Source organism: Hadarchaeum sp. (SeqCode) (genome assembly GCF_038871235.1).
Classification (GTDB): Archaea; Hadarchaeota; Hadarchaeia; order Hadarchaeales; family Hadarchaeaceae; genus Hadarchaeum.
The window spans coordinates 23,849-50,527 of sequence record NZ_JAVZIN010000004.1 but is presented as its reverse complement, the minus strand read 5'-3'; the positions used below and the strand labels follow the sequence as shown (position 1 = coordinate 50,527).

Annotated in this window: 29 protein-coding genes and 2 tRNA genes; 7 read left to right on the top strand and 24 right to left on the bottom strand. The window is 49.5% G+C overall.

Going from position 1 to position 26,679, the window contains the following annotated elements; all coding sequences use genetic code 11:
* Positions 1 to 117: 117 nt before the first annotated feature.
* Positions 118 to 1,653: a phenylalanine--tRNA ligase subunit alpha gene (locus tag QXT02_RS02560; protein ID WP_342811759.1), complete on the top strand. Its 1,536-nt coding sequence runs from the start codon at positions 118 to 120 to the stop codon at positions 1,651 to 1,653.
* On the top strand, positions 1,653 to 3,290 hold the full coding sequence (pheT, locus tag QXT02_RS02555; protein ID WP_342811758.1) for a phenylalanine--tRNA ligase subunit beta: 1,638 nt from the start codon (positions 1,653 to 1,655) through the stop codon (positions 3,288 to 3,290). Before QXT02_RS02560 ends, pheT begins: the two co-directional genes overlap by 1 nt.
* Before the next feature lie 340 nt (positions 3,291 to 3,630).
* Here pheT and spt4 read toward each other — a convergent pair whose 3' ends face one another.
* The 7 genes from spt4 to infB form a co-directional block, all read right to left on the bottom strand.
* Positions 3,631 to 3,816 carry a transcription elongation factor subunit Spt4 gene (spt4, locus tag QXT02_RS02550; RefSeq protein WP_342811757.1) on the bottom strand — a complete coding sequence of 62 codons (186 nt, stop codon included), beginning with the start codon at positions 3,814 to 3,816 and terminating at the stop codon, positions 3,631 to 3,633.
* On the bottom strand, positions 3,813 to 4,367 hold the full coding sequence (locus tag QXT02_RS02545; RefSeq protein ID WP_342811756.1) for a DNA-directed RNA polymerase: 555 nt from the start codon (positions 4,365 to 4,367) through the stop codon (positions 3,813 to 3,815). The genes spt4 and QXT02_RS02545 overlap by 4 nt, the downstream gene beginning before the upstream one ends.
* Positions 4,368 to 4,524: 157 nt before the next feature.
* Complete coding sequence (locus QXT02_RS02540; RefSeq protein WP_342811755.1) at positions 4,525 to 6,498, bottom strand: sodium-translocating pyrophosphatase; 1,974 nt, start codon at positions 6,496 to 6,498, stop codon at positions 4,525 to 4,527.
* A 4-nt stretch (positions 6,499 to 6,502) separates the two neighbouring features.
* On the bottom strand, positions 6,503 to 6,913 hold the full coding sequence (locus tag QXT02_RS02535) for a PIN domain-containing protein (protein ID WP_342811839.1): 411 nt from the start codon (positions 6,911 to 6,913) through the stop codon (positions 6,503 to 6,505).
* Entirely contained in the window at positions 6,897 to 8,111 is a 1,215-nt protein-coding gene (locus QXT02_RS02530; protein WP_342811754.1) for a translation initiation factor IF-2 subunit gamma, read from the bottom strand. Before QXT02_RS02530 ends, QXT02_RS02535 begins: the two co-directional genes overlap by 17 nt.
* Positions 8,112 to 8,173: 62 nt before the next feature.
* On the bottom strand, positions 8,174 to 8,569 hold the full coding sequence (locus tag QXT02_RS02525) for a 30S ribosomal protein S6e (RefSeq protein WP_342811753.1): 396 nt from the start codon (positions 8,567 to 8,569) through the stop codon (positions 8,174 to 8,176).
* Positions 8,569 to 10,362, bottom strand: coding sequence for a translation initiation factor IF-2 (gene infB / locus QXT02_RS02520; protein ID WP_342811752.1), 1,794 nt, complete (start codon positions 10,360 to 10,362; stop codon positions 8,569 to 8,571). The genes QXT02_RS02525 and infB overlap by 1 nt, the downstream gene beginning before the upstream one ends.
* Before the next feature lie 105 nt (positions 10,363 to 10,467).
* On the opposite strand from infB, the gene QXT02_RS02515 reads away from it, so the two are divergent.
* Complete coding sequence (locus tag QXT02_RS02515; protein WP_342811751.1) at positions 10,468 to 10,683, top strand: hypothetical protein; 216 nt, start codon at positions 10,468 to 10,470, stop codon at positions 10,681 to 10,683.
* A gap of 54 nt (positions 10,684 to 10,737) precedes the next feature.
* Here the strand turns inward: QXT02_RS02515 and ndk are convergent, their stop codons facing one another.
* The 13 genes from ndk to QXT02_RS02450 all read right to left on the bottom strand — a co-directional run bounded on the left by ndk (position 10,738) and on the right by QXT02_RS02450 (position 20,938).
* Positions 10,738 to 11,136 (bottom strand): nucleoside-diphosphate kinase, encoded by a 399-nt coding sequence (gene ndk, locus QXT02_RS02510; protein WP_342811750.1) that lies wholly within the window; start codon positions 11,134 to 11,136, stop codon positions 10,738 to 10,740.
* Positions 11,133 to 11,321 (bottom strand): 50S ribosomal protein L24e, encoded by a 189-nt coding sequence (locus tag QXT02_RS02505; protein ID WP_342811749.1) that lies wholly within the window; start codon positions 11,319 to 11,321, stop codon positions 11,133 to 11,135. Before QXT02_RS02505 ends, ndk begins: the two co-directional genes overlap by 4 nt.
* Entirely contained in the window at positions 11,322 to 11,540 is a 219-nt protein-coding gene (locus QXT02_RS02500; RefSeq protein ID WP_342811748.1) for a 30S ribosomal protein S28e, read from the bottom strand. It abuts the gene before it with no gap.
* A 5-nt stretch (positions 11,541 to 11,545) separates the two neighbouring features.
* Complete coding sequence (gene rpl7ae / locus QXT02_RS02495; protein WP_342811838.1) at positions 11,546 to 11,917, bottom strand: 50S ribosomal protein L7Ae; 372 nt, start codon at positions 11,915 to 11,917, stop codon at positions 11,546 to 11,548.
* Positions 11,918 to 12,047: 130 nt separating this feature from the next.
* Positions 12,048 to 13,736 carry a glutamate--tRNA ligase gene (locus tag QXT02_RS02490; RefSeq protein WP_342811837.1) on the bottom strand — a complete coding sequence of 563 codons (1,689 nt, stop codon included), beginning with the start codon at positions 13,734 to 13,736 and terminating at the stop codon, positions 12,048 to 12,050.
* 47 nt (positions 13,737 to 13,783) lie between these two features.
* The gene (locus QXT02_RS02485) at positions 13,784 to 14,782 is read right to left on the bottom strand and encodes a polyprenyl synthetase family protein (RefSeq protein WP_342811746.1); all 999 of its coding nucleotides are present in this window, start codon (positions 14,780 to 14,782) and stop codon (positions 13,784 to 13,786) included.
* A 1-nt stretch (position 14,783) separates the two neighbouring features.
* Positions 14,784 to 16,109, bottom strand: coding sequence for an MBL fold metallo-hydrolase (locus QXT02_RS02480; protein WP_342811745.1), 1,326 nt, complete (start codon positions 16,107 to 16,109; stop codon positions 14,784 to 14,786).
* Positions 16,106 to 17,188, bottom strand: coding sequence for a type 2 isopentenyl-diphosphate Delta-isomerase (fni, locus tag QXT02_RS02475; protein ID WP_342811744.1), 1,083 nt, complete (start codon positions 17,186 to 17,188; stop codon positions 16,106 to 16,108). The genes QXT02_RS02480 and fni overlap by 4 nt, the downstream gene beginning before the upstream one ends.
* Before the next feature lies 1 nt (position 17,189).
* The gene (locus tag QXT02_RS02470) at positions 17,190 to 17,978 is read right to left on the bottom strand and encodes an isopentenyl phosphate kinase (RefSeq protein WP_342811743.1); all 789 of its coding nucleotides are present in this window, start codon (positions 17,976 to 17,978) and stop codon (positions 17,190 to 17,192) included.
* A gap of 4 nt (positions 17,979 to 17,982) precedes the next feature.
* Complete coding sequence (gene amrB, locus QXT02_RS02465; RefSeq protein ID WP_342811742.1) at positions 17,983 to 18,822, bottom strand: AmmeMemoRadiSam system protein B; 840 nt, start codon at positions 18,820 to 18,822, stop codon at positions 17,983 to 17,985.
* Positions 18,823 to 19,452 (bottom strand): 30S ribosomal protein S2, encoded by a 630-nt coding sequence (gene rpsB, locus QXT02_RS02460; RefSeq protein WP_342811741.1) that lies wholly within the window; start codon positions 19,450 to 19,452, stop codon positions 18,823 to 18,825. It abuts the gene before it with no gap.
* Complete coding sequence (gene eno, locus QXT02_RS02455; RefSeq protein WP_342811836.1) at positions 19,449 to 20,711, bottom strand: phosphopyruvate hydratase; 1,263 nt, start codon at positions 20,709 to 20,711, stop codon at positions 19,449 to 19,451. The genes rpsB and eno overlap by 4 nt, the downstream gene beginning before the upstream one ends.
* A gap of 71 nt (positions 20,712 to 20,782) precedes the next feature.
* Positions 20,783 to 20,938: transfer RNA gene (locus QXT02_RS02450), tRNA-Trp, on the bottom strand.
* Between the two features lie 109 nt (positions 20,939 to 21,047).
* Between QXT02_RS02450 and QXT02_RS02445 the strand changes: the two genes are divergently transcribed.
* Complete coding sequence (locus tag QXT02_RS02445) at positions 21,048 to 21,971, top strand: deoxyhypusine synthase (RefSeq protein ID WP_342811740.1); 924 nt, start codon at positions 21,048 to 21,050, stop codon at positions 21,969 to 21,971.
* Between the two features lie 110 nt (positions 21,972 to 22,081).
* On the top strand, positions 22,082 to 22,624 hold the full coding sequence (locus tag QXT02_RS02440; protein WP_342811739.1) for a hypothetical protein: 543 nt from the start codon (positions 22,082 to 22,084) through the stop codon (positions 22,622 to 22,624).
* On the opposite strand, the gene QXT02_RS02435 is transcribed toward QXT02_RS02440, so the two are convergent.
* From QXT02_RS02435 to QXT02_RS02425, 3 genes are all read right to left on the bottom strand, one after another.
* Positions 22,608 to 23,498: a transcription initiation factor IIB gene (locus QXT02_RS02435; RefSeq protein WP_342811738.1), complete on the bottom strand. Its 891-nt coding sequence runs from the start codon at positions 23,496 to 23,498 to the stop codon at positions 22,608 to 22,610. The two genes, QXT02_RS02440 and QXT02_RS02435, sit on opposite strands and share 17 nt — an antisense overlap.
* A 4-nt stretch (positions 23,499 to 23,502) precedes the next feature.
* Positions 23,503 to 24,702, bottom strand: coding sequence for an NAD(P)/FAD-dependent oxidoreductase (locus QXT02_RS02430; protein ID WP_342811737.1), 1,200 nt, complete (start codon positions 24,700 to 24,702; stop codon positions 23,503 to 23,505).
* 224 nt (positions 24,703 to 24,926) lie between these two features.
* A complete protein-coding gene (locus QXT02_RS02425; RefSeq protein ID WP_342811736.1) occupies positions 24,927 to 25,301 on the bottom strand; it encodes a hypothetical protein in 375 nt (124 codons plus the stop codon).
* Between the two features lie 80 nt (positions 25,302 to 25,381).
* Here QXT02_RS02425 and QXT02_RS02420 point away from each other — a divergent pair, with 80 nt between their 5' ends.
* Together QXT02_RS02420 and QXT02_RS02415 are read left to right on the top strand one after the other, a co-directional pair.
* Complete coding sequence (locus QXT02_RS02420) at positions 25,382 to 25,870, top strand: Mut7-C RNAse domain-containing protein (RefSeq protein WP_342811735.1); 489 nt, start codon at positions 25,382 to 25,384, stop codon at positions 25,868 to 25,870.
* A 4-nt stretch (positions 25,871 to 25,874) separates the two neighbouring features.
* Complete coding sequence (locus tag QXT02_RS02415; protein WP_342811734.1) at positions 25,875 to 26,477, top strand: TIGR00296 family protein; 603 nt, start codon at positions 25,875 to 25,877, stop codon at positions 26,475 to 26,477.
* Positions 26,478 to 26,545: 68 nt separating this feature from the next.
* Here the strand turns inward: QXT02_RS02415 and QXT02_RS02410 are convergent.
* Positions 26,546 to 26,644: transfer RNA gene (locus tag QXT02_RS02410), tRNA-Ser, on the bottom strand.
* Positions 26,645 to 26,679 lie beyond the last annotated feature (35 nt).

The following is a 26,679-nucleotide window of genomic DNA, read 5'->3' as shown; positions in this document are numbered from 1 at the left end:
CTTTTAGCCTTTAAACCAAAACCTCCACGAAAAAGAATACCATGGTTTGACGCGGTATACCCCCATCCGCAATCCTCATAACTCCCACTTTCCTTGTTTCTCTGAGGGATACTGAAAATGAACTTGGAAAAAATCATTGAAAAAATGAGTTTCCATGAAAAAAAGCTGATGCTTGGGCTGGCGCAGGTGAGCGGTGCTTCCACGGTCGAACGAATGGCTCAGCTAACGGGATTTGACCAAGCCACCATCATGCGGGCCGTTCTCAGTCTCTCTGAAATGGGCTTGGTGGAAATTGATGAGAAAAAAATATCAAAAATTACGCTTACTCCGGAAGGTCATGACTACGCACGCCGTGGCCTTCCCGAGAGAAGAATGCTGCAGGCGCTTTCCGAATCTGGCTGTGCCACCGTGGAAGAAGCAGCCAACCGCGCTGGCTTGGAAGCAGAACTGAAAAATATCGCAATCACTTGGCTCAAGCGACGGGGTTGGATTAACTTCGTCAAAAAAAATGGAAAAACATTCTTGAAAATTACTGAAGGTGGGGAAAAGGCTCTCACCCAAATATCCGCTGATGAGAAATTGCTTGAATCGCTCGCCTCCAAGGAACATGATTTGGAGGAACTCTCTGAGGAGAATAGAGAACTGCTGCGCTTACTCAAAGAAAGAAAATTGGTGGAAATAAAAGAAGAGATCAGGCGAGAATTGAAACTATCTGATCTTGGCAGACAAACACTTGAAATGGGTATTGAGCTAGTTGAAGAGGTAAGTGAACTGACCCGAGAGATGCTATTGAGCGGTAGATGGCGAGAAGTCAGGTTGAAAAAATATGATGTGGTCGCACCTGGAGTCCCCATCTACCCGGGAAAAGCGCACCCACTACAACAGATAATCGACGAGCTTCGGGAGATTCTCTTAGAAATGGGATTCGTGGAAATAAAAAGCAGGATAGTGGAGTCGGAGTTCTGGAACTTCGATGCCCTGTTCCAAGCCCAAAATCATCCTGCCAGAGAAATTCACGACAGCTTTTCTCTAGCAAAACCAAAACGGGCCCATCTCCCTCCCCCTGACCTACTAAACCGTGTGGCTAAAGCACATGAGCGCGGCGTAGCGGGTTCTACCGGCTGGGGATATAAGTTCAACACCGAGATTAGTCACAGAACCGTGCTTTGCTCGCAAACAACCGCTGCCACCGTCAGATATCTTTCAACACATCCTGATCCACCCATAAAGGTCTTCTGTATCGATAGGGTCTACAGACATGAAAAGATCGACTACAAACATTTGGCAGAATTCTATCAAGCCGAAGGGATAGTTATGGATAAGGACCTCACGCTGCGCGACATGCTCGGCTATCTGAAGCAAATCATGGTCAAGCTCGGTTTGCCCAAAATAAGATTCAGGCCCGGCTACTTCCCCTACACTGAACCTTCAGTTGAGGCGGACGTTTACTTCCCTGAGAAGAGAGAGTGGCTGGAAGCGCTGGGAGCTGGAATGTTCAGGCCAGAACTTCTTCGCCCACTTGGCATCCGATATCCCGTTCTAGCCTGGGGAATCGGATTCTCGCGTCTGAGCATGATAAGGCTTGGTATCGACGACATCCGGGACCTTTACAACAACGACATCAGCTGGCTTCAAGCGAGGAGGATGATCTAGTGCCATCCATCAGCATCAGCTACCGTGATCTCTGCGGCCTGCTTGGTAAAACTATTGAGATCGACAGACTTTGCGAGCGGCTGGGGATGCTGGGGATGGAAGCTGAAGCAAATGGTGACGAGATTAAAATAGAAATCGCCCACAATCGTCCTGATCTCTTGAGCTGCGAGGGGGTCGCTAGGGTCCTTAAGGGATTTCTCCGTATTGAAACCGGCCTACCAAGATACAGAACCAAGCCATCAAACATCACCGTTGAAGTCGACCCCAGCGTTGAATCGATTCGACCGTTTATAGCCGCCGGTGCCGTTAGCAACGTAAAAATGACAGACGACATTGTCGCCTCAATTATGCAGGTTCAAGAAAAACTGCACGCATCGCTGGGCAGAAAACGAGAAAAAGCATCTATCGGCATCTATGATCTCAAAACCATCGCCCCTCATGTGATATACACCACCACAACACCGGAAGGCATCCGCTTCTTGCCGCTTGACTTCGGGCGCGAGCTTACCCCTATGGAAATACTTCACGAGCATCCAAAAGGGATTGAATACGGGTCTTTGCTTCAGGGGCTGCCAAGATATCCGCTGTTGATCGACGGACGAGGAACGGTGCTATCTCTGCCCCCAATAATCAACAGTGAGGACACGCGGGTGACTGAAAAAACGGATTCACTCTTTATCGACGTTACCGGACATGACGAGCGAGCCGTTAACCAAGCACTCACGATAATTATGGCTGGATTGGGGGAAAGAGGATTTACCCTAGAAACCGTTGTGGTAAAATATCCTAAGAGGCGGGTCACTACCCCGAACTTAAAGCCAAGCAAATTGAACCTCAACGTCAGCAATGCGAAGAAAACTATAGGTATCGATCTCAACTCAAAACAGATCGCTAAACTAGCGATGGCAATGCGTTACGGGGTGGAAAAAATCAACGGGGCCAAGCTGAGACTACTAATTCCGCCCTACCGCTGCGACATCATGCACGAAATAGATATCATTGAGGACATAGCAATAGGATACGGATACGACAAGCTTGAGCCAACGCTTCCGAAGGTTTTAACTATCGGAGAACGTGCACCTATTGAAAAAATCAGCGAAAAAGCGAGGCGGGTTCTCACCGGATTGAATTTTATGGAAGTGATGACCTACACGCTGACCAATCCCAAAGTCAACTTTGACCTTATGAGGTTGAAGGGGGAAGCCGTAGAAATAGCCAACCCTATTTCCGAAGAGTACACGATACTTAGGGATTCCTTGATTCCGTCCTTGTTGTTGGTACTGAAGAAAAACCGCAGAAACCCGCTGCCACAAAAAATTTTTGAGATCGGTGATGTGGTGTTGCTTGATGAAAAATCCGAAACTGGGGCCAGAAATGTGAGAAGAGCGGCCTCGGCAGTTGCAGGCGAGGGCTTTGGGTTTACTTATATAAAAGCCGCCGCGGAAGCGGTACTCAGGGAACTTGGAAAAAGATGGGAGGTAAAAGCCTCTTCGCACCCCAGCTTCATTGATGGCAGAGTTGCAGAATTCCTCACTGAGGGCAAAAAAATCGGTGTTGTTGGGGAGCTGCATCCTGAGGTAATCATCGGCTTCGAATTAGAACATCCGGTCTCTGTCTTTGAAATCGATTTGGAGTAAATATTTAGCGGATCTGGAAAACGCTATTAGGTGGAGGATAAGCCGACAACTGCGGAAGCCGCAGGTCTTGAGATCACAACAGCCGAACGAGAACTAGTGAACTGTGAGATGGGGAAAATCACTAAAAGCAGACTGAAAATACTTGTTAGGAAAAGTAAGCCATCTAACGCAACACAGGTTGTCGGGCTAACCAAAACGAAAGTTATGTCTCAGCGAACACAACTTAATTGGAGTATTTGACAAAGCCACCTCACGTCAAAACATCATTCATCAAATTTTCATAAAAAAATTCTGTCGCTGGCGAAAATTCACGCCTCAAAAATTATGCTCTGAATAGGATTTACCTAACTTTCAAGGCATATTTTCCCGGTTTGGTGATGTTGAGCCTCTTAGCTATCTCCGAGCCCTCAACATCCAGTACTATCACATAGCCTGCCCAATCTTCAGAGAGTGAGGCACCGCCACAGTTGGGACAGGTGCTGGACTCAGTGATATAATTGCAGTTGCGACAGGCAAGCAACTTCAAGCTTTAGCCTCCTTCCTAGCCTCTTCAATCCACTCAAGCTTGCCCAGCCCCGGCTGGCGCATGGTAAGGCCGATCTTTCCAGCCTTTGTTCCCCGCTTGAGACTGACGGTAACTATGCGTGCCCTGACCTTATCCCCCTCCTTCACCGAACGTTTGGACTCCTTTCCGTAGAGAACTCCCTTCTTTTTATCATAACCAACAAAATCGTTCATCACCTGGGAAACGTGAACCAGCCCATCAATTGGACCTAGCCTGACAAAAGCGCCAAACTCAACTATTTCCACTATTTCACCCATTGCAATTTCATTTATTTCCGGCTTGTACACCAAGGCCTCAAAAGTAACGTCGTGATAGCTGGCGCCGTCGCCCATTATAATGCGGCCTATGGAGATATCCAATACCTTCGTGACCACCAAGACCATCCCCACATCCTTATCTGTGATTCCGCCATAGTTTTTCCTCAGAATGTCCAAAACAACATCCTCTAGCTTCTCGGAAAACCTATTTGGCGGCACACGGACAGTGTCTTCAATCGTCAGGAGTTTATACACGATTCCACCTAAACCTACTAGTTTTGACGCCAGAGTAAAAGCCGAAGGCCACCCCGGCACCTCTATTCTTTACCCTCTTTTTCCTTATAAACTCTAAACCAACCTCACCCCTGAAAAAAAGTGTTTTCATTCATCTTCAATAAAAATAACAGTCAAGCTACATTAACAACATCGGCACCGCGATCAGAGCAACCATCGACATCAGCTTTATCAGAATATTCAGCGAAGGTCCCGCAGTATCCTTGAAAGGATCGCCGACAGTGTCGCCGACTACAGCGGCGGCGTGTGTGGGAGTGCCCTTACCACCGAAGTGGCCCATCTCAATATATTTCTTGGCATTATCCCAAGCACCGCCGGCATTGGCCATGAGCAAACCAAAAATGAGCCCAGTAACGATGCTGCCCGCCAAGAAGCCACCTAATGCGGCCTTGCCCAGCACCAAGCCGACTACAATCGGTATTGCCAAAGCCAGCACGCCCGGACCCATCAGTTCCTTTAATGCTCCCTTTGTAGCAATGTCAACACACCTAGCGTAGTCTGGCTTGGCTTTGCCTTCTATCAACCCTGGTATTTCCTTGAACTGCCTTCTGACCTCTTCAACCATCTTAAAGGCATTCCTGCCTACAGCCAAAATCACTAAAGCGGAGAAAAGTGCCACGACGCCGGCGCCGATGAAGACCCCCGCCATCACGTTTGGATTCAACAGATCCAAGCTCAAAACTTTAGAAACCTCCTGATAAGTCGCAAACAGTGCCACCGCTGTCAGCGCGGCCGAACCTATTGCAAAACCTTTGCATATCGCCTTTGTGGTGTTCCCCACCGAGTCGAGAGAGTCAGTCACTTTTCTGACTTCCTCGGACATACCCGACTGCTCTACAATTCCGCCGGCATTGTCGGCTACTGGGCCATAGGCGTCAGATGCAACCACAATACCAGTAACGGCAAGCATTCCAACCCCTGCCAGACAAATCCCATAGAAACCCGCAGCGATGAAGGCAATCACCACCGCCACCGCTATTGAAATGATGGGTAGAAAGGTGCTAACCAGCCCGTAGGAAAATCCAGTCAGTATTCCAATAGCGGTTCCCGATTGGTCCGACTCAGCTATCAGCTGGGACGGCCTGTGGAGGTTGTTGGTGAAGTAATCTGAGGTGAGGCCAATGACGAGACCGGAGATCAGCCCGACCAAAACGGCGATAAATAACTTCCACCCAATTGCCCAGCCGAAAATATTTGAGGAGATTAAAATAGCAAAGATGGCCGTAACGACAACCGAAACTATCGTCGCGGTGTTTAGAGCATAGCTCGGGTTTTTACCCTCGCGGACGCGAACAAAGGGAACGCTGATTATCGAGGCAACTATTCCCAAAGCGGATATCAGCAGGGGTAACAGAATCCCATTAGAACCATAGGTAACCAGACCCACTATCATCGCCGCCACAGTGCTGGCAACATATGATTCGAAAAGATCGGCCCCCATCCCAGCAACATCACCAACATTGTCGCCTACGTTGTCAGCGATCACAGCTGGGTTCCTCGGATCGTCCTCAGGTATGCCCTTCTCAACCTTACCTACTAAATCTGCACCAACATCGGCTGTCTTGGTGAAAATCCCGCCGCCAACGCGCGCGAACAGCGCAACCGTGCTGGCTCCGAAGCTGTAAGGGAGAACCAAGGTTGGATTGCCCAGCCAAGAAAAACACAAAAAGATGCCAAGCAAACCTATGCCAACTACTGACATACCCATTACCAGCCCGCCGCGAAAAGCAACTTTTAAAGCCTTGCTGATGCCGGTGAGTGCGGCTGTGGCTGTCCGGGAGTTGGCTCTAACGGCGATGGACATCCCTATGAAACCAGCTGCGGTTGATGATAGCGCCCCCCCCACATAGACGAGGGACGCCTGCCAACCCCAGCCAGGGGCAACAAAAAGAAGTCCGGCAATGATGATAATCACAATCCAAATGGTGGTGTACTGCCTTCTCAAAAAGGCCGAGGCACCCTCTTGTATAGCGCCAGCGATCTCCCTGACCCGCTGGGAACCTTGATCTTCTTTCAAAACAACGCGTGCCGATATAGCCGCCACCGCAATTGCTGCCATCGCTGCCAACAACGGCAAAATTTCCAGCGACAAGATTTCACCCTAAATGACTATTTAAAGCAAGGTGTGACTTACCCCTTAAATAGATTACGTCAATCCCGCGGGAACGAAGTTTCTTTCGGAGGTCCAAGTCGGAGGTCCCAACCATACATTTCCTCTCCGTAGCAAGCTTAACTATTGACTCATCCGCCTCTCCTCCGACATCGATAACAGAACCGCGCTTGATTAAGGTAAGGCCCAGTTTTGCTGCCAATCTCTCTTTAGGTTTACCCTGCCTAGAGATCCTCTCGAGCTCCGAAACCACTGGGCTGGGTACCAGAAGTTCATAAGAACGATCAAGCAGTCTATCTAGTTCTCTAAAAACGTCAATCCCGAACATACCCGGAATCATGAGAAAACTTGTATCTGCAATTACCTGAAGAATTCTTCCGTCACTTGATGATACCATACCCAACAAGACGCCACCTGCCGGCAATCCTGCGGCTCAGGGCTGCCCGCGCGCCGATTTCCACACACACCGGCAACTTGAGCCTGACTGTAGCTTTATCTCCTCTTGCACTTACGACTGTACCTACAGTCATGGTCGTGCCTACATTCAACATGAGAACCTCGCCGGTAACTAGAGGCTTTATTTCCAACTCCTCCTCCAAACCAACGACGCGCTTCATAAGATTGACATCCAGCTCCAGCGAGGTGAGAACTTCAGGGAGTGACCCAGGCAGGCCCAAAACCGAGCCCACGAGTGAGTCGCCCTTTGTTAGTGAGGGATCCAGCAGAGTGCCAACGCCGATTAACCCGCCCGGCTTGGCCTCCTCCAGGGGGCTGTCCATCGCATGCAGGCTAACCACCCTTGAAACTAAAGACTGCCAGGCTGTCCGGCCCTCCCGGGTTATCTTTATGCCTGGTTTGAGTTCTATTTCATCTCCAACCTTGAGCTTTCCCTGTTGTAAAGACCCTCCCACGACACCGCCGCGGAGATTCTCCGGCCTCGTCCCCGGACGATTAACGTCGAAAGACCTAGCCACATACATGCGAGCTGGCTTGGTCTCATCACGTTTTGGAGTCGGAATCACTTTTTCAATGGCCTCGATCAGCTTATCTATGTTGGCCCTGTGAATTGCTGAAACGGGAATTATCGGTGCATCCTTTGCTGGGGTCCCCGCCAAGAACTCTTTTATCTGCTTATAGTTCTCAAGAGCCTTTTCGCGCGAAACTAACTCGACTTTATTTTGAGCCACAACGATATTTTTCACACCAATTATATCCAATGCCATCAAGTGTTCCTTCGTCTGCGGCTGCGGGCAAGTCTCGTTTGCCGCCACAACCAATATGGCACCATCCATTATCGCAGCACCTGAGATCATGGTGGCCATCAGCATCTCGTGACCTGGAGCGTCAACGAAAGAAACACGGCGCAGGAACTGGGTGGCACCACCACAGTAAGGACATTTTTCCTTAGTCGTGTACCGGTCGCATTCCTTGCACTTATAAAAAGAGGTGTCGGCGTAACCCAAGCGAATCGATATCCCGCGGCGTATTTCCTCGCTGTGAACATCTGTCCAGATACCCGAAAGCGCTTCCGTCAGCGTCGTCTTGCCATGATCAACGTGACCCACAAGACCTATATTGACTTCAGCTTGGGGCATTTTCCACCTTGTTCAAGTTTTCCTCCCACATTAAAAACACAGTGATTTTAATCCGTTACCGGTTAGCCCTGCTTTGTCTCCTTAGGCTGAATTATCTCCTCAACGGGCTTTTCACCCCACTTCGTTATCACTACGTTGAGCTGTACGATGTCCTCAGAAACTCTGGAGCCACGCACCATCTTTCTACGGCGTTCACCGGGTCTCTTTGGTGAGAAACCCGGTCCTCTAGCCAGCAAAACACTGGCCCGCCCCGAACCTGCAATGTCTGGACGCATTGGGAATCCATCTCGATCGGTACCCCCGGTTATCTGAAGCTCATAGCCGGGTAATCCCACTACCCCACCATCGAACTTATCTCCAATCCTAAATCCGATCAATTTGCGGGCCTCCGGCTCTCGAGCCTCCAGCTTATAACTCCTCCCCGTCTTCGGGTCTGCAACCACCATTTTGAACGGCATCACATCACTCCATAGGTTGGATCTGTTTTCTGCTTGATGGCGATTATCTCATCAAGCACCGAAAGCTCATCACCCGAAAGGAGATCACGCAGATCTCTCCTCAGTGCGAGCACATGGTCTCTTGGTACATCTGTATATAAAACATCTCCCTCTTGAACTTGGCGCCCGATCATTGGCCCATCTATGGAGACAGCCAGCTCATCGCCAAGCTTTGCTTCTTGAATAGGTTTCTTGTCCTTTTGCAGCTCACGGATGGACCCGATCGACTTGCCCTCCTTATTCATCAACGGAGCCTTTGTCCTAATGACGCCGCCTAAAACATCGATTCCTACTATGGCTGGATCGCTACGCCTGAAAACATAGCCGGGTTTGATGACGATTTTTCCAGGCCTGACGAATCCCTGCAAGCGATTCGCCCTAACTTCTTCACTCTTTTTCTTCACCCAACTTTCGTACTGTTCCAGCAACCTGTAGATCACATTATCCCGGAGTATCTGAACACCCTCGCGTTCGGCTTCGGAGACGGCGTCTGGCAAGACCTTGACGTTAAAGGCCAACACCACAGCCAGAAGCTGATCACTCTTGCCAACCGTGGCTGCTTCAATAACATCCCGCCGAGAAACATCGCCGACATCGGCTTTGCGAATCGGTATTCCCTTTGCCTTTAGCTGGCCCTCTAGAGCTTCAAGAGAGCCCAAAGCATCGGCCTTTAAAACCACGCCATTTACATCGGAAATTATCCTGACGCGCTCCAGCTCCTGCTGCATTTCCTGCCACAGTTTTTCCGCCGCCGCTATATCTTTAATCACTAAAAAAGGCGCACCAGCCACTACTCCCTCAAGATTCGGCGCGGCAATCTTGACCCCGGCGGCGGCGTAAACCATTTCAACCTGATTGAACCTATCCTCTGGATCTCGGATTTCATCAAGAGGCTTGGGTTGAAGAAGGCATCTGACCTTGGAAGTGATCACCTTATCCAGACCGCCCACCGCAAAAAGATCACCCTTTGCCACCACACCGTCGTATATTATCACATCTATTGTTTTACCCAACCCAACCTCTTCCTTCACTTCAAGAACAGTTCCTCGCCCAGGGCCGGTCACCTCAACCATCAGCTCCTTCTCCAAATACCTCTGTGCAAGTCCGGATAAAATGGTTAAAATCTCCGCAATGCCCTCACCAGTCTTGGCGCTAGCGGGAACTATAGAAACTTGCCTGCGAAAATCGCTGACCCGATCGAACCTCTCAGATTCAAATCCTAGCTCGTGCAACTTCCCAACGAGTTCGTAAACTTTTTCATCCAGTGTACGTTGAACCTCGGGGCGTTGTTTCGCAAAGGATTCCAAAAAACAGGCACGAGGAATCGCTTTCCAACCAGGAATTAGATCTATCTTATTGGCGATTACCATGAAGGGGGTCTTGTATGTTCTTAAAATTGTCAAAGATTCCAACGTCTGGGGCATAAACCCCTCATTGATATCAATAACAAGGGTGGCGAGATCAGCAAGAGAGCCGCCTCTCCGGCGAAGATTGGTGAAAGCTTCGTGACCCGGTGTGTCGATAAAAAGAAGACCAGGCAGAGTAAGCTCTATCTTAAGCCTCTCCAGAAGTTTTCCGCAAATCTTCCTAATTGCATCTATAGGTATCTCGCTGGCTCCAACGTGCTGAGTAATCGCACCGGCTTCCCTAGCGGCAACTCTGGTTCCTCTGATGGCATCCAGCAAAGATGTTTTGCCGTGGTCGACATGGCCCAGCACCGCTATCAACGGCTGTCTGACTCTGGGCTTCTGCATCTTAAACACCAGAATATCTTATGCTGACTAGTTTAAAGCATCAGACCTATTTTTAATTCTGTTAGAATGAAAAAGGTCTTATAAAAAATAATGAAGCTTTAATTGATGAGACCCAAAAAAACATTAAAGCTGAGCAGGCCGCCCCAGTCGGAAACTGACTATATTTGGGTATCGCCTGGAATGGAACTGGCGAAAAAAGGCGAGTACATCCCGGGCGAGGGTGTTTGCGTAATAGGAAATAAGTTATATGCTAAAAATTTTGGATTTGTCAATGTCGATAAGAAAAAAGTCATTAGAGTTGTACCTTTGGCTGGAGGCTAAAACTACAAGTCAAAAAATACCAGCTGCCAGCAAATTCTCGATTTATGGGATAAACTAAAAGAATAGCGAAGCTTCACGTCTGGCGTTTTCAGGGGAATCTGCCGCATGAATGATGTTTTCAGTGACGCTGGAGGCGAAATCACCACGTATTGTTCCCTTCGCGGCTTTTGCGGGGTCTGTTGCCCCTATCAGCTCCCTCGTCCTTAAAACTGCATTTTCCCCTTCCACGAGCATAACCACGACCTCACCTGAAAGCACATGATCCACCAATCTCTCAAAAAATGGTTTGTCTTTATGAACAGAATAAAGCCTTTCAGCCAACCCCCGATCCATTTTCAAACGACGCTGCGCAACTACCTTTAATCCGGCTCTCTGGATACGGAAGATTATCTCATCGATCAGTCCCTTTCTGACCCCGTCCGGCTTTATCATCACGAAGGTCTGCTCGTTCAACCCTTACCACCGGATTTCGATCTCTGAGTCCATTTCAGATGAGCTGGCTTTCGTCCCAAGGAAAAGTTGCGCCTACATTTGCTAGAACAAAAAAATAATATGGAACCATCACGCTTCACAAACATCAGCCCTGAGCCTGGCTCAACTCGACCGCCGCAGAAGGAACACTTTCTCGCCACCGGCATCTAAGGCACCCTTATCTCCTTGGCCTCGCGCTCCGTTTCCCTAAGCATCAAAATGTCGCCCACTCTAACCGGGCCCTTCACATTCCTCGTTATGATTCGGCCTTTATCACGACCTTCCAGCACCCTGCACCTAACCTGCATTATTTCGCCGGTGACACCGGTACGCGCACGAATCTCGATAACTTCTGCTGGAAAGCCCATGTCTGCTTCGACTGGCATTATCGTCACTTCTTAAGCTGTTTGATGCTCTCGATTATGTCCTTCACCGCATTTGCCGCCTGTCCGGCATCGACTATGGCAACAGCCGATGAACCAACTTCCAGACCGGCGGCGGCACCCAGCTCCCGCTTGCTCGGAACGTATACATATGGAATTCCTTTTTCCTCAGAAAGTGGAACGAGATGGGCCACTATTTCAGCTGGCTCAACATCCTCAGCTATCACAACTAGCTTTGCCTGCTTGCGTTCTATGGCTTTAGTAACTTCATTGGTCCCTTTTCTGAGCTTCCCTGTATCCCTTGCGACCTCTACCGCCCCATATACTCTATCCGCCAGCTCCTTCGGGACCTCGAAGCGCACATATATCGGTTTGGCCACTCCAAACACCTCCTTCAGTTTAGACCTCATCATTCAACGGTTTTTGGTAATTTTTATTATGCAGGCTGCCGTTAAAAGAGTGTTGTATCCCGATTTTTAAAATTTAGCGGACCAAAACCCAGCTCAACACTCATCTGTGCGCATATATGGCAGTCAATTTCGGTATCGTTGAGTCAATTCTAACGAAACCATACCTCTCCAGCTGAACGATATCGCCGACCTTCAGAGCTGCCACGGAAGGCTCAGCAAGCCCGGTTTCCACCGATGCATCTGGCTTAATCACCTCGAGGACAACGGCTCCTCCAGAAACCCATTGGAACTTTGGCACGTCCATAACTTCCAAGCTGTGAAATGATGCCCCAAACACCGAGTCCATGCTCTCAAGCTTAACGTTCATCAGGTCTTTCAGCCTAAAGGTATCTCCAACTTTTAAAACAGAAGCGTCACTTCTAGAGATGTAAAAAACTAAGCTGCTATTTTCAAAACTCAGCGGAAGCACGCGTTCCCCCATCTCCGGCTTGCCCGGGTGCAAGCGCAATCTGGCTTCCTTCAACTTAGGTCCACCACGAACAAGCAATTTAACTGGATTTGCCACAAAGAAATAACGACCGGCGATTGGATCCAGAATTTTCCTGTTGTACGCATAAAGAGTTTCCCAACTCAAGGAGGCATCAACAGGGGTAAGTCCAATGTCAAAAATCATCTGCCTTATGGCGGCCGACAGAAACCCGCGTCTGCGCAGAGCGGCTATGGTCGCAAGCCTAACATCGTCAAAACCAGACAACCGACCACTTCTGATCATTTCCATCGTCTGAGTTTTGCTCAGTTCGACGCCGGGCATCGACAGTCGACCGTACTGAACCGCGGTCGGATATCTCCATCCAAAATGTTCATACATAATCCGCTGGCGCTCTTCATTTACCTCATGCTCCTTGCCCCGGATAACATGAGTCACTTCCATAAGGTGATCATCTATCCCTGCGGAAAAATTATAGAGGGGCCAAACAGGATATTTCTTACCGACCCTCGGGTGAGGGGCTTTGACGATTCGCAACGCTGGCCAATCACGAACCGCTGGATTGGGGTGTTTTAAATCTGTTTTTATTCGAACAACGGCTCCTCCCTCCGTATAACCGCCGGCAAGCATTTTTTGCCATCTAATTAAATTCTCGGAAGCGGAAAGACCACGGCAGGGACACGGCTGACCTGAATCACGAAGCTTTCTAAAAATCTCGACATCGCAATCGCACACGTAGGCTTTTTCACTTTTAATAAGCTGTTCGGCGTGGTGGTAGTAGATTTCAACGCGATCTGACTGATAGTATTCCTCATCCCAGTTGAGACCCAGCCATCTCAAATCACGCTTTATGAATTCATACATTTCCAGCATCGCGTTTTCAGGGTTAGTATCCTCAAATCTCAGGATGAACTTTCCTTGATAACGCCGGGCATATTCGTGACTGAGAAGTGCCGCCCTGATGTGCCCGATATGCAAGGGACCATTGGGGTTAGGGGCAAACCTAGTCACAATTGTCTTGTACTCTTGTAAACTAGGCAGATCCGGCAGTCCACGCCTCTCCTCCGACTTTCTCTCAGGGAGGCCAACCTTCTTTATCTGAAACTGTTGTTCCTCAGGACTCATTCTGTTAACCTCATCAACAATTTGATCGACAAGGATCGAGAGTTCTACGATTCTCGACTTCCAGCCCGGCAATTCGGCAAGTATCTTACCCATGACTGCTTTGGAGCTAGCCTTTCCCCCATGCTCGGTCGCGTTGGCTAATGTCCACCTCAGCACTGTCCTTTTAATTTCTTCCACCAATTTACCCCCTTTAGGTTTCTTGGGAAAAATCTGGGCCAAAACTATCAGAATTCCCGTTCAACAACAAAATCAGCAATCCCAAGTAACGCCTCCTTAGCCTTTGAGTCAGGCAGAACTTTCAGTTTCATTTTTGCTTTAGCAACCATTTTGCGGGCTTTCTCGGCGACATACTCAACGGCCCCAACTTTTTTCAGAACTTCTATCGCCTTACGAATCTCCTCATTAGTCGCATTGCTCTTTCCAAAAGCTTTCAATAAAATTCTCTTTTCCCGTTCCGGGGCTGAGGTGAGGGCCTTTACAATTATCAATGTTCTCTTTCCTTCTCTTATATCGCTGCCTATGGGCTTTCCAAACTTTTCCTGCTTACCCAAGACTCCCAAGAGATCATCCTGCATCTGAAAAGCCACCCCAATCAGCCGACCATAACTGGAAAGCGCTTGAATTTTTTCTCTCGAGGCATTTCCCAACAGGGCACCGACCCTTGTGGCCGCTTCAGTAAGGGCCCCAGTCTTGCCACTGATCATCCGCATGTATTCCTCTTCGGTGACGTCATCACGTTTTTCAAACAACATGTCAAGCACCTGTCCCTGACATAGCTCAAAGCTCGCCCTGCTCAATGTGTTGAACAGTTCCACCGTTCTTTCCAAGTTCATCCCAAGCCGGCTGGCATTTGCCGCTGCTGCTTCAAAAACCTTAGCAAACAACGCATCCCCAGCGATTATCGCTATTGGCTCACCCCAGATGACATGTACGGTTTTAACGTTCCTTCGGAACTCATCGTGATCCATGATATCATCGTGAATCAGGGTGAAGTTGTGAAACAGCTCCAAAGCAGCGGCTGTCTCGATTGCGTCCTCCTTTTTACCACCAACTGCTTCGCAGGCAGTCATAGTCAAACAGGGGCGCAGCCTTTTTCCGCCGGCCTCAATCAAATGTCGCATGGCCCTGACCAACACCTCAGGCTGAACCTCCCTTGGTATCCAGCGATTGATCTCAGGCTCAACCAAAGCCGCACATTCTTCCAGATACTTCAATACATCCACATCAATCACCCAAAATTAGGGAAGTACCATTCCTGAGCTGGTGCAGCCTGTTGTCATCATATCCAAGTTCCCGGCCAAGTTCAAACAACAATCGAAGCTTGTCAAAGGTGCTGTGACATGGGATCAAATGGTCAGGTTTAATCGTCTCTATGAACTCGGCAGTATCCACCCTGCCCGCATGTCCAGAAACGTGCACGCCACGGTAAATGTGGGCCCCTTTTGCCATCAGTTTAGTCTCGAGTAGCTCCCGATTGGATTCATTTATTGGATTAGGTATAACGCTGGCAGAAAAGATCACCTCATCACCATCACGGATATCTAGAGGCAGCTGGCCGTTCGCTATCTTTGACAACACCGAAGTGGGCTCCCCTTGGTGTCCCGTACAAACAAGCACATAATCAGAACGGGACTTGTTTATCTCCCTCAACAAATTGTACACCGCATTCGGACGCCCGTGAATGCTCAGCTCAGGAGGAAAGTCCACCAAGCCCAGATCCATCGCGGCTGTGCAGTAATTCCGTAGCGAACGGCCAACGAGAACGGGGGTGCGGCCAATATCAAACGCAAGGTCCACAATGGACTTCAACCTGACGATGTGGGAGGAAAAGGTCGTGGCGATAACTAGACCATTATTGGAACAAGCTTCACCCATTACCTCCTTTAGCATCTGGCGGGCATGCGCCTCTGATTTTGTCGGTCCCGGCTCATCCAGTCTAATCGCACCAATCAAGGCAGCCAAGAGACCTTCACTGGCCAAACGTCTCAACCTAGCTAAGTCGGTTTTCTCCCCCAGCAGAGGTTGTTCATCCAACTTGAAATCGCTAGCAAAAAGCACCGAGTCACCGTCTCGTTTAGCCAAAACAAAGACCGTGTGCAGGATGCTATGAGTGGCGTTAATGAACTCAATATCAATTCCATGGGTTCTTATCGAGTCCCCTGGATTAATTGTGATGAGCTCGTTCTTTAATTTGACCCCGCTTTCCTCACGCAATAGTCTTCGGGTCAACTCAATCGTGAAGGGGGTTCCGTAGATGGGGGCGTTGTAGGCATAGGCCAGCTTCCCCACAGCACCAATGTGATCAAGATGACCATGGGTAAGGATAATTGCCTTAACCTTTCGCCCGTGGAGGATATTATCATCAGGGATGCCGTTAATATTGATTAGCTCCTCCCGGCTCATCTTTCCTATCTCCGCCTCCTCAAAGGCCATGATGCTGTCCAGTCTTATCCCCATATCAACGATGATGTAGTTTCCATCGAAGCCCAGCGCCGTCATGTTTTTACCCACTTCACCTAAACCGCCGATGGGAAGCACTTCAACGCTCATTGTCTTCGCCTCCCCAATCTCTTCGGACTGAAGCCGCGAGCTGTGAGCCACTCCCATGTTCTTCCGGTTACTATTAAACCGGCTCTGCGCAGGTCTGCTACTCGTTTGCACCCAGTCAAAAACATCGCCGCCCTGAGTTCCGCCATGAAGTCGTTGAGAAAGCTAATGACCGCTTTTTTACCATCGTGTGCGGCTCGAAGAACTGGTAAAGCAATTCCCACCAGATCGGCGCCTAGCGCCAAAGCCTTTGCCGCATCGAGCCCCGAACGGATGCCACCGCTTGATATCACCGGCACGCTGACCGCCATACAAACCTCCGCAGTGCTAACGACGGTGGGTATGCCCCAATCCCAGAAGGTTATCCCAACAACAGAACCATAGGGTGCCCTTAAAGCTTCCACGCCCGCCCACGAAGTGCCTCCAGCGCCGCTGACGTCAACGGCTGAAGCTCCGGCCTCGACAAGTTCCTTGGCCACCTCAGCGCTTATTCCACAGCCAGTTTCTTTAGCAATAACTGGAACATCTAAACTATCACAGACCTTGGAGAACTTCTCCAAAGCGCCCCGATATCTGGGTTCACCTTCCGGCTGAACCAACTCCTGTAACGGATTCATGTGGATGGAAAGCGCGTCAGCATCGATCATCTCAACTGCCCTTCGCGCTTCGGCGACACCATAGCCTTGGGCTAGCTGCGCCATCCCGAGGTTGCCCACCAGAAAAACATCAGGTGCCACAGATCTCACCTTAAAGGTGTCGGCCAATTTGGGGTTCTCGATCGCTGCCCTCTGACTGCCGACCCCAAATCCTATACCCAACTCCTGAGCGGCGGAAGCTAGAATAGTGTTGAATCGTTTCCCCTGCGCGCTCCCCCCAGTCATCGAAGCAATCATGATGGGGGCGCTGAGTTTGAAACCGAGAAAGCTAGTCGTGAGATCAACATCACCAAAATTCATCTCAGGCAAGGCTTTGTGCACCAACTCTACGTCATTAAATCCCGTGTCTTTAAGGATGCTTTCAACATCTTCTTTGAGACATATTTTTATATGATCATCTTTCCTGCCGCTGGTTTTATCTGCCAATTTATTTACCCCCAGTTACTATTGTCCCCAGACCTCTTTTACCCCGAAGCGCTTCCTTAAGAACATTGGCTCTGGCTGCATTTACTATTTCCGCCTCTACGCCAAATTTTGCCAGCTCGAGCAGTTCCCGCACCTTGGCCTGCATACCCCCCGTCACGTCGCCGGTTTCATCTTTCTCCATAGAAGCCACCAGCTTCACGTCAGATGGAGTTATCACCCGCAACAACTCGGCCCGGTCATTTCTTTTAGGACAGGACGTGTAAACCCCATCAACATCAACTCCAAACACCACCCGCGTAGCACCCAACTTTCTCGCCAGATAGGAGACCAGCTGATCCCCAGAAAGTATGCTAAAGCCCTTTTTAACATCAAAGACCACATCGCCATAGAGAACGGGGACCAGCCCCAGCGCCAATATCCTCCTCAGCGGCCCAAGCTCCATAGATTTAATCCGGCCATCAGAAGATAGAACGCAGGCTGAGGGCTGAAAGGCAATCGCAGGTATGCCTTCTTTCTGCAGGGCTTCGATCAAATATTTGTTCAGTTTTTCCATGGCCAGATGGGTGAGAGAAACTCCCATGAGCTGGTCCTTTTCACGATATCCATCAGCAATCCTGTACTTCAGAGCTAAAGGGTGTCCAAAGGAACCGCCCCCATGCACTATGACAAGAGGCCCCGGAACCCCTTTCAACTCCTTTGCCAGCCTTTTGACAACGGTATGCTTGATGGCGAACGGTTTTCTTTTATCTGTGATCACACTTCCTCCTAATTTCACAATCAAGAGTTTCATCGCATCACTTTGAGACAGCGATTGAAGCATATCCGACCACTTGGGCCATCGGACCTGCCGTATCGCCGCTGGTGGCATACTTGAGCAGTTCCGCCTTTGTCGCCCCAAGCTTTTTCGCGGCTTGTAACATCGCAGACACAGGACCGTAACCACACATAGTGATCCCTTCCTCATCCACTGTCCTAATCACGCCACGAGGGTCCATCCCTATTATCTTTTCAATTACCTTTCTGTCCTTCTCCACGGCCGTCCTTTGCGGCTCATAGTGAGTGAAATCGGTTGAAGCTATAATGAGAACGTCCTTTTCCGCAGCGGCCCCGGCTATCGCATCTCCAACCTCCAAGCTTGTCCTCTCATCTTGCAGCATCATACAGATGGGAACTATCTTGAACTCGCCTCCAAAGAGATGCTGGAGAAACGGTAGCTGCACTTCAATTGAGTGCTCGTAAGCGTGGGCCACAGCGTCGTCATCGATGATATCCGAGGCGATCCTTATCCTGTTACTCAAATCCTCGTCGACTTGAACCTCACCCAAGGGGGTTTTCCATTTTCCCGATGTCATTATCGAAACTCCGGACCCGGCGCCGGTGTGATTTGGGCCCAAAATGATGACACTAGCAGGAAGACCATCCGCGGCAACTCGGAAAAAGCCGTGAGCAGCAACCGGTCCTGAGTACATGTAGCCCGCATGCGGAGAAACCAGCCCTATCGTTCTCATCATCCTCTTACCCACCTTTGGCAGCTTACCTGGCCCATACCTGCTGAGATAACACTGCTCTATCTGCCTCAACAGCTCCGATCTTGTGCCTGCATAAAACTGGCCTGCAACCACAGGTGGTCTCAACTATTCACCGCCAGCCTTTGTTTCGAACTCCTCAACCTGGACTCCGAACGGCTGGTCTGGTAAAAGTTCACCTCTCTCCCTGAGAACCTGCCTGGCGAGTAACCAAAAAACCAACGCCAGCGCCTTGCGTCCCTTGTTATTGGTAGGAATCACCAAGTCAACGTCCGCTGTTTCGTTATCGGTATCACAAAGCCCCACCACGGGAATACCCACCTGAGCCGCTTCCCGAAGCGGCTGTTCATCCGCTATCGGGTCAGCAATGACCAATACCTCGGGTTCCATGTATCCCTTATAGTGGGTGTTGGTGAAGGTCCCCGGGATGAATCTCCCAATCATCGGTATGGCTCCAGTGACCTCACAAAAACGCTGCGCCGGCCGCTGTCCATACTGTCTCGCAGCAGCGACAACGATCTTGGACTTGTTAAATCTTGCCAAGAACTTTCCAGCCACGGCTATGCGCTCATCCGTCTTCCTTATATCCAAAACATAAAGTCCATCAGGCCTAGCCCGGAAGATGAAGGGTGACATGGCTCCGGTCTTCTGCCTAGTACCTATGTGCACTCCGCTCGACAGGTAGACATCAAATTCTATCAGACCTGCCGCTCCCTCGCCAAATTCTGCCTCATTCATCTCAATCTACTCATCCTTGCTTTATTTTCCAATTCTTCTTCTATGCGGATTAGTTCATTAAGCTTAGCGATTCTCTCACCGCCAACCACACCCGTTTTTATCATCGGACAATGCCACGCCACTGCAAGGTGGGCAATCGTCTCATCCGTGGTTTCCCCAGAGCGGTGAGAGATTACCGGCACGTATTTATTTCGCCTTGCCAGCTCTACCGCTTTAAAGGTATCGGTCAGCGTCCCAATCTGGTTTGGTTTGATGATGATCGCGTTAGCGGCCTTGGACCTGATCCCGATCTCAATCCTTTCGACGTTGGTTACAAAAATGTCATCGCCACAGATGAGACATTCATTTCCAACCTTTTTTGTCAGCTCGGCGAATCCCTCAAAGTCTCCCTCGTGAAGGGGATCCTCAACGAAAAAGAGCTTAAACTTTTCAATCAAGCCGAGAATAAAATCGAGCTGCTCTCCCCGATCTCGTGTCACTGCCTCTCGCTTGTAAACATATAGATCTTTCTCGCTATCATAGAAGCTGCTCGCCGCAACATCTAACGCTGGCCTCACCTCAACGCCGGTCTCGTCGCTGACCAGCTCACAGGCCCTAGCCAAAAACTCAAGTGCGCCCTCATTACAAATATTGGGTGACCAAGCGCCTTCGTCACTCTTTCCCCGAGTAAATGAGCTATTTGCCTCGCTGAGCATTTCGCCAACTTTCTTGTGAACTCTAGCATTGATAAAAATGGCCTCTGAAGTCTTTCTCGCCCCGGTAGCTATTACTAGGTATTCCTGGATGTCCGGGGCATATCCTCCCGCATGTTTTCCTCCACCAATGACATTCCCCAGAGGATAGGGAAGCTCAAACCCTCCATTTCCGCCAAGATGCTGATAAAGCGGCATTTTTCTGGCCGAAGCAGCCGCCTTGGCCACTGCCATGGAAATGGCCACGGTAGTATTGCCACCTAGAACTGACAAATTTGGTGTCCCATCAAGCTCGCGAAGAGTTTCATCAACCTTAACCTGATCAAAGGCATCGATCCCAGACAACTTGGGTGCAATTTCAACGACTTTTTCCAGCGCCTTGTCTACGCCGCCTACGGGAAAGTCCACCGCTTCAAGCCTGCCCTTGCTCGCCCCGCTCGGTGCCGCTGCCCTACCAAAGAACAAATCTCCCCCATTATCGCGGATACCGACCACTACCTCAATGGTGGGATTACCCCGGCTGTCTAATATTTTTCTTGCCTTCAAGCTCGATATTCTCGCTCCCATAATATGCCTCAACACATATTCCTACCGCTACTTAAGAAAGTTGTTGTGGTGATGGTGATAGAAATTAGTTATGGTGGGGCCGCCAGGATTTGAACCCGGGTTCGCAGGTCTCATCGCACCGCTCCAATGGGTCATCATCCTTACGTCAGCAGACCCACGACGGTCCACTGGAGCCTGCTTTTAGCCCAGACAGTGCTGGAGTGCTAGCCAAGCTACACCACGGCCCCACAGACCAGTAATTTGCACCAAGACTTAAAAAACCTCTGAAAACGCTTGGACTACGGCAAGTGGCCCATTTAAATCCACGCAAACTGAACTTTTCTAGGAGCGGTTAGGATGACGAGATGGGTCAGGCACATCCGGCTAGAGCCCGGGATCAGCGTTAAAGAGTTGGTCGAAGAGATGGGAAAATGCGGCGTTTTTAGTGCGGGCCGTGTGGCAAAGGCCGTGGAAATCTACCGCGAAATGCTCAGAAAAAAATCCACTATTTTCATGGGGGTTGGGGGAGCAGTTATTCCGGGAGGCCTGAGGCATGTTCTCGTGAAGGCAATTAGGGAAGGCCTTGTTAACGTATTGGTGGTGACGGGGGCCAATGCCACCCACGACTTGATCGAAGCCTTCGGTGGACGGCATGTACAGGGAAATGAACTTGCCGATGATGTTACGCTGCGCAGCAAAAAAATAAGCCGCATTTACGATGTCTACGTGCCGCAACGTGCTTTTGAAATCTTCGAGGAGAAAATCCAACCAATCTTTGCCAGCGTCCTTCAACGCGATTCAAGAATTTCTTCCGCGGAGCTACTGCGCAGGATCGGACTCAAGCTGACCGATGAGAGCTCATTTCTAAAGGCTGCGGCGGAAAAAGGGGTTCCGGTTTTCTGTCCCGCAATTGCTGACTCCATACTAGGACTTCAGGCTTGGCTCTACTCGCAAGAACATGAAGTGACCATAGACGTACTTAAGGATGTCAAGGAAATTTTTGAATTGGCCAGCGAGGCAAAAAAACCAGGAGCAGTTCTACTTGGCGGAGGAGTACCTAAGAACTTCATTTTTCAGAGCATGCTTCTGACGCCGCGGTCCTTTGACTACGCGATTCAGATAACAATGGACCGGCCTGAGCCGGGCGGGCTGAGCGGTGCCACCCTTGAAGAAGCCAAATCTTGGGGCAAGATTTCAAAAAACGCAAAAACCGTGACTGTGATTGGGGATACCACGGTGATTCTACCGATAATTGTGGCTTCGGTGCTGGAGAATGGCTGAAAATCGAACTCAAAAACCCAACCACCATTCACCAAATTAATGAAACTATGCCTGAAGCCAAATGCGCCTAAGTTGATAACCTAAAGTTAAGATAAAGAATAATTGTAATTGTGAAAGTCATCGGGATCGATCTGGCAGGGCTCGAGACCAACCCAAGCGGCTTTGCCATTTTGGTTGATAAAAAATTTATAACTCAAACACTGCACACCGATGAGCAAATTTTAGAACACTGTGCTGCCGCCAAGCCCTTGGTCGTGGCGATAGATGCCCCCCTCAGCTTTCCCAAACGAGGGAACCTCAGAGTAGCCGATCTAGCCCTAATCAAAAGTGGCTTTCGGGTTTTTCCTCCAAAATTCGGCGGAATGAAATCGCTGACGATACGAGGTACGAAACTGGCTAGCAAAATTAAAAACGCCAAAATTGACGTCATAGAAGTTCATCCAAGGACATCAGGTTTGATCATCTTTGGAACTGATGATAGAAAGAAGTGGGTGGAAGAGCTGAAGCGTCGGGGTTACGAGTTCAAAGGGGAAACCAGCCGCCATGAAATCGATGCCGCTCTGGCCGCCCTGACTGCATCTCTTTACCTCGAAAAAAGAACTGAAAAAATCGGGACACCAAACGAAGGCATCATTATCATACCGAGGAAATAATATTTTTTACCCTTGAGGCACTGTTGGAAAGGCTGGAAACGCCAACTCCCAATGTCGCCGCTAGTTTCTTCAGAGTAATCTTTTCGCCCACGGTGTTGGCTCCGCTGTAGATAGCGATTGCGGCGAGAAAAAGCGGCGGCTTGCCTTGGACAAATCTCTTGGGTAAAATTCCTATGATCTCGTGAGACTTTACGGTAGCCTTTCTAGATAGTCCCAATTGAGGTGCAAATCTATCGATGAAACTTTCGGCAGAAACGCGGGGCAGCCTTAGCCCGAGTTCCTTTGAGAATAATTTAACATACCTATGAACACCTTTCAGAACTGCGGACCTATTCAACCCAAAACGATCGGCCACTGCGTTTGAAATCTCATGGTCGGTCCTCGGTATGCCCCTCAACCTACATGCGGCCAGAATGAGTGCTGCCAGAACCTGCTGAGCGCTTCTCCCGGACGTCAGCTTTTTTGCCCTCGCCTTTCGATAATAAGTGCTGATCTCAATCTTGATTCCTTTTGACAGGGAGAGGTCCTCGCAGATCTTGTCGAGGTCAATCAGAACCTCACGAAGGCTCCTGTCCTCCCAATCCAAGACGCGCGCTCTTTGGTGAAGAACTTGCATCCTTCGCAGCCGGGCCCGTTCAGATGGGGGTAAACCCTGAGAAACGTTAAACCTGGAGCCAAGCCCATAATCATGCTGAGTCAGGTCAAAACCCGACGACAGATCCGCGCGTTCCTTGTTCTCCCCGAGCCCCATTCTTTTCTCGGGTCCTGCGACGTAAAGGCGCTCCTGAATCACAAAACCGCAGCGGGTACAAATCTGCTCGCCCCTGACATCGTCGTAGAGAACCGCAGAACTGCTGCACAGCGGACAGTTCATCAAATTACCTCCAACCAATCAGCTTGGCGGTTATTTCTCTGCCGAGAATTTTCAAAATATCTTCATCCCCGAGTAACTTGGGCATCGAAGCCCTCAAGTTGAAACCAAAAAGTACATCTACAAAGGCGCGCTGTAGACTTGGTTTACCGTCAAGTAATGAAATAATGGCATCCATCTTTCGATCCTGGGAAACGCTTAGTGAAGAACGAAAAATACTTCCCACTTCAAAGTCCTTGCCAAAATCGGCCCTCCAAGTTCGATCGTACTCTAAAAGCCGATTCTTAGAAACGTCACCCTCAGTAACGGCGTCAACGGCAACCCTCCCGGCGATTTCCCCGCACTTTAAGGAATAGAGTAGCCCCTGCCCTGAAAGAGGATAAATTTGCCCCGCCGCACCTCCTACAGCGAGTATTCCGTCGGAGTGGGTCTGGCAAAGTGGACCTTCCAACGGCAGCTGCCCTCTTGAGGACGCTATCGGCAACGCGTGGGCAAGCTTTTTTATCTTTCTTCTACCCAAAAACTCGTCAAGCGCCGCATCCGGGTGTATTCTCAGGCCGATTACGCCCGCTGCGGCAAATCCACTAGAAAGCGGATATATCCAAGCATGGCCACCTGGCGCTGAATAGGCATCAAAAAATATCTCCACATTTTTTCCATCTTTAACATTGGCCATTAGGTACTCGTTACTAAAAGCCAAAAAATCCTGATTCCAATACCTCTTGACCACATGCCTCAAAAACAAGCTTGACATTTCCCCCCGGGCGCCCGTTGCGTCAATAATCACCTCACCTTCAATATTCTCGGACCAGCCGCCTGCCTCAATGCGAACACCCACCACGACCCCATCCTTCACCAAAAGATCCCTTACCGGGGCATTCAGCCAAATTTCACCCCCATGTTCAGCAACGTCTGCTGCCAAATGTTCATCAAGCCGTCTTTGGTCGACTACTACCGCCCGATCGTAATTTACCGACAGCTCTCCATGCGGCGCATATAGTTCAATTTTCCTCAAACGCTGAACAACCGGTTTTTTACCTAAAGATTTGAAATCCGATGAAACCAAGCTACCGAGCTGAGCAGTGGTCCCGATCCGGGCGCTCATTTCAAGCAGGAGAACCTTGCCACCTTCAGACGAAGCAGATTTGGCCGCAGACAAGCCGGCGGTTCCACCCCCGACAACGATGACATCCCATCTCTCTGGCATTAACACCACAATTAATTTTGGTTACGGCTGTTTATAAGAGAAAAAGATTGGTTCCATCCCCAATTGAAGCGGCACTTTTTATAATTTCAGGAAAAAAATAAACTGGTGTTTCGGTTGCGACGTTTTAAGCGCCGAAAGAAAGAACGCAAGGGCCGCAAGAAAGCCGAAATCAGGGAAACCAAAGAAATTCATAAGGAGCTGGAGATAAATCGTTAATTTGTCTTTTACCCTCTTGAGCGCTCAGGCGGGATCGTGAAACACACCACGCCCTGTTTAGGCTCATAGACGTGACCAGCCCTTTTCTCAGCGGCGATTATTTCGTTAACCTCCTCTCTCTCCAAGCCAACTTTCTCAGCGAGGTCAACTATTTCCTCAACTTCGACCATTCCGCTGGGCTCCTTGCTCGCTAAGGCCCGCATAGCGCGGAGGACAAAATCAACCTTGGCTTCATTTCCCCGAAGTATCAGCGACACCTGCTTCTTTGGTTGAACAGGTGCCGTCTCGACCGTAACATAAGTACTGACATCTAAGTCTAAATCAAACATCTTGCCGCAGATGGGACATTTCACTTGTACTCGCTGACGCACTCCAACACCCATCTTAAGTTCTCACCTTACTTTTTAAGCTTGAGAAAACAGGACAACTATTTTTGCTATTAATCAATCAGTTAAAATCGAACATGAGGTTTGTAGCTGACGGAATGCTGGGAAAACTGGCGCGGTGGCTGCGCTTGGCTGGCCACGACGTCATCTACATTGGTAAACTAAATCTGCCCTCTGAAAAGCAGGACGAAGAGATGCTGGAAATAGCCTCAAAGGAAAAGGGAGTTCTACTCACAGCTGATGTGGTACTGCATAAACGCGCCACCAAATCCGGATTGAAAAGCATCTTAATTAGAGAAACTGAAATTGCCAAACAATTGGTTGAGATTTCAAGACGTCTTGGCAAAAGAATCGAAATTGTCCCGGAGAACTCTAGATGTCCGATCTGCAACGGCCCCCTAACTTCTGTGGAAAAAAACGCAATAAACAACGTGGTCCCTGAAAAAGTCTTAATTGCTAACGATAGCTTCTGGCGCTGCACTGATTGCCGCAAAATATATTGGAAAGGTAAGCACTGGAAAAACATAATTGAAACGATGAATCAATATGAAAATATGATGAAGTGATACTATGTTAACTCTCGATGAAGGTACCCTGCTGGTAAAGATTGCCCGGCGAACAATAGAGACCTATCTCTACAGTGGTAAGATCCTCCCCAGACCAAAAGTACCTACTAAGCTTCTGGAGCCAGGCGGGGTTTTTGTCACACTCACCAAAAATGGTGAATTGAGAGGGTGCATCGGACACCCGATGCCGAACCTGCCCTTGATCGATGCTTTAATCGACTCGGCGATAAGCGCTGCCACCCGTGATCCCCGTTTCCCCCCTGTAAGTCCTAAAGAACTCCAACATATAGGGATCGAAGTTAGTGTTCTGACAAAACCGGAAACTTTGAAAGCTGAACACCCTAAGGAATATCCTAAACTAATAAAAATCGGAAGGGATGGCTTGATAGTGGAAGGAATGGGGTGTGCAGGTTTGCTGCTGCCCCAAGTCGCTGTCGAGTACGGCTGGGATGCTGAAGAATTTCTCTCCAATACCTGTATCAAGGCAGGTTTGATGCCCGATTGCTGGCTAGAACGAGGCGTTCGTGTAAGCAGGTTCTCGGCTCAGGTTTTCTGCGAGAAAAAACCTGGCGGCGAGGTAACGGAGCGTCAACTACTGTCACCTTAATCTGCATGGTTTCTGAACTGGATAATAGTAGAAATTTCGAAAAATCTGCGCTTGTGGCTGAAAATAGGCGCCGGGGAGGGGATTTGAACCCCCGCTCTCCGAAGGAGAACCAGATCTCGAGTTTCGCCCCTTATGACTGGCGCCTTACCTGGCTTGGCTACCCCGGCACAAACGAGCTTTTCACTTCATCGGGTAAAATGTT

Coding starts and splice junctions, on each gene's coding strand:
- infB (WP_342811752.1), bottom strand. CDS start 10,362: ATGCAGAAGCCCAGAGTCAGACAGCCGTTGATAGCGGTGCTGGGCCAT.
- QXT02_RS02530 (WP_342811754.1), bottom strand. CDS start 8,111: ATGCCCCAAGCTGAAGTCAATATAGGTCTTGTGGGTCACGTTGATCAT.
- QXT02_RS02500 (WP_342811748.1), bottom strand. CDS start 11,540: ATGCCAGTCGAAGCAGACATGGGCTTTCCAGCAGAAGTTATCGAGATT.
- QXT02_RS02425 (WP_342811736.1), bottom strand. CDS start 25,301: ATGGGTGTTGGAGTGCGTCAGCGAGTACAAGTGAAATGTCCCATCTGC.
- QXT02_RS02505 (WP_342811749.1), bottom strand. CDS start 11,321: ATGCCGGTGGCGAGAAAGTGTTCCTTCTGCGGCGGTCGAGTTGAGCCA.
- QXT02_RS02420 (WP_342811735.1), top strand. CDS start 25,382: ATGAGGTTTGTAGCTGACGGAATGCTGGGAAAACTGGCGCGGTGGCTG.
- QXT02_RS02415 (WP_342811734.1), top strand. CDS start 25,875: ATGTTAACTCTCGATGAAGGTACCCTGCTGGTAAAGATTGCCCGGCGA.
- QXT02_RS02515 (WP_342811751.1), top strand. CDS start 10,468: ATGAGACCCAAAAAAACATTAAAGCTGAGCAGGCCGCCCCAGTCGGAA.
- rpsB (WP_342811741.1), bottom strand. CDS start 19,452: ATGAATGAGGCAGAATTTGGCGAGGGAGCGGCAGGTCTGATAGAATTT.
- QXT02_RS02445 (WP_342811740.1), top strand. CDS start 21,048: ATGACGAGATGGGTCAGGCACATCCGGCTAGAGCCCGGGATCAGCGTT.
- QXT02_RS02435 (WP_342811738.1), bottom strand. CDS start 23,498: ATGAACTGTCCGCTGTGCAGCAGTTCTGCGGTTCTCTACGACGATGTC.
- QXT02_RS02560 (WP_342811759.1), top strand. CDS start 118: ATGAACTTGGAAAAAATCATTGAAAAAATGAGTTTCCATGAAAAAAAG.
- QXT02_RS02535 (WP_342811839.1), bottom strand. CDS start 6,913: ATGGTATCATCAAGTGACGGAAGAATTCTTCAGGTAATTGCAGATACA.
- QXT02_RS02470 (WP_342811743.1), bottom strand. CDS start 17,978: ATGAAACTCTTGATTGTGAAATTAGGAGGAAGTGTGATCACAGATAAA.
- eno (WP_342811836.1), bottom strand. CDS start 20,711: ATGGGAGCGAGAATATCGAGCTTGAAGGCAAGAAAAATATTAGACAGC.
- QXT02_RS02480 (WP_342811745.1), bottom strand. CDS start 16,109: ATGAGCGTTGAAGTGCTTCCCATCGGCGGTTTAGGTGAAGTGGGTAAA.
- QXT02_RS02525 (WP_342811753.1), bottom strand. CDS start 8,569: ATGCCGTTCAAAATGGTGGTTGCAGACCCGAAGACGGGGAGGAGTTAT.
- QXT02_RS02430 (WP_342811737.1), bottom strand. CDS start 24,702: ATGCCAGAGAGATGGGATGTCATCGTTGTCGGGGGTGGAACCGCCGGC.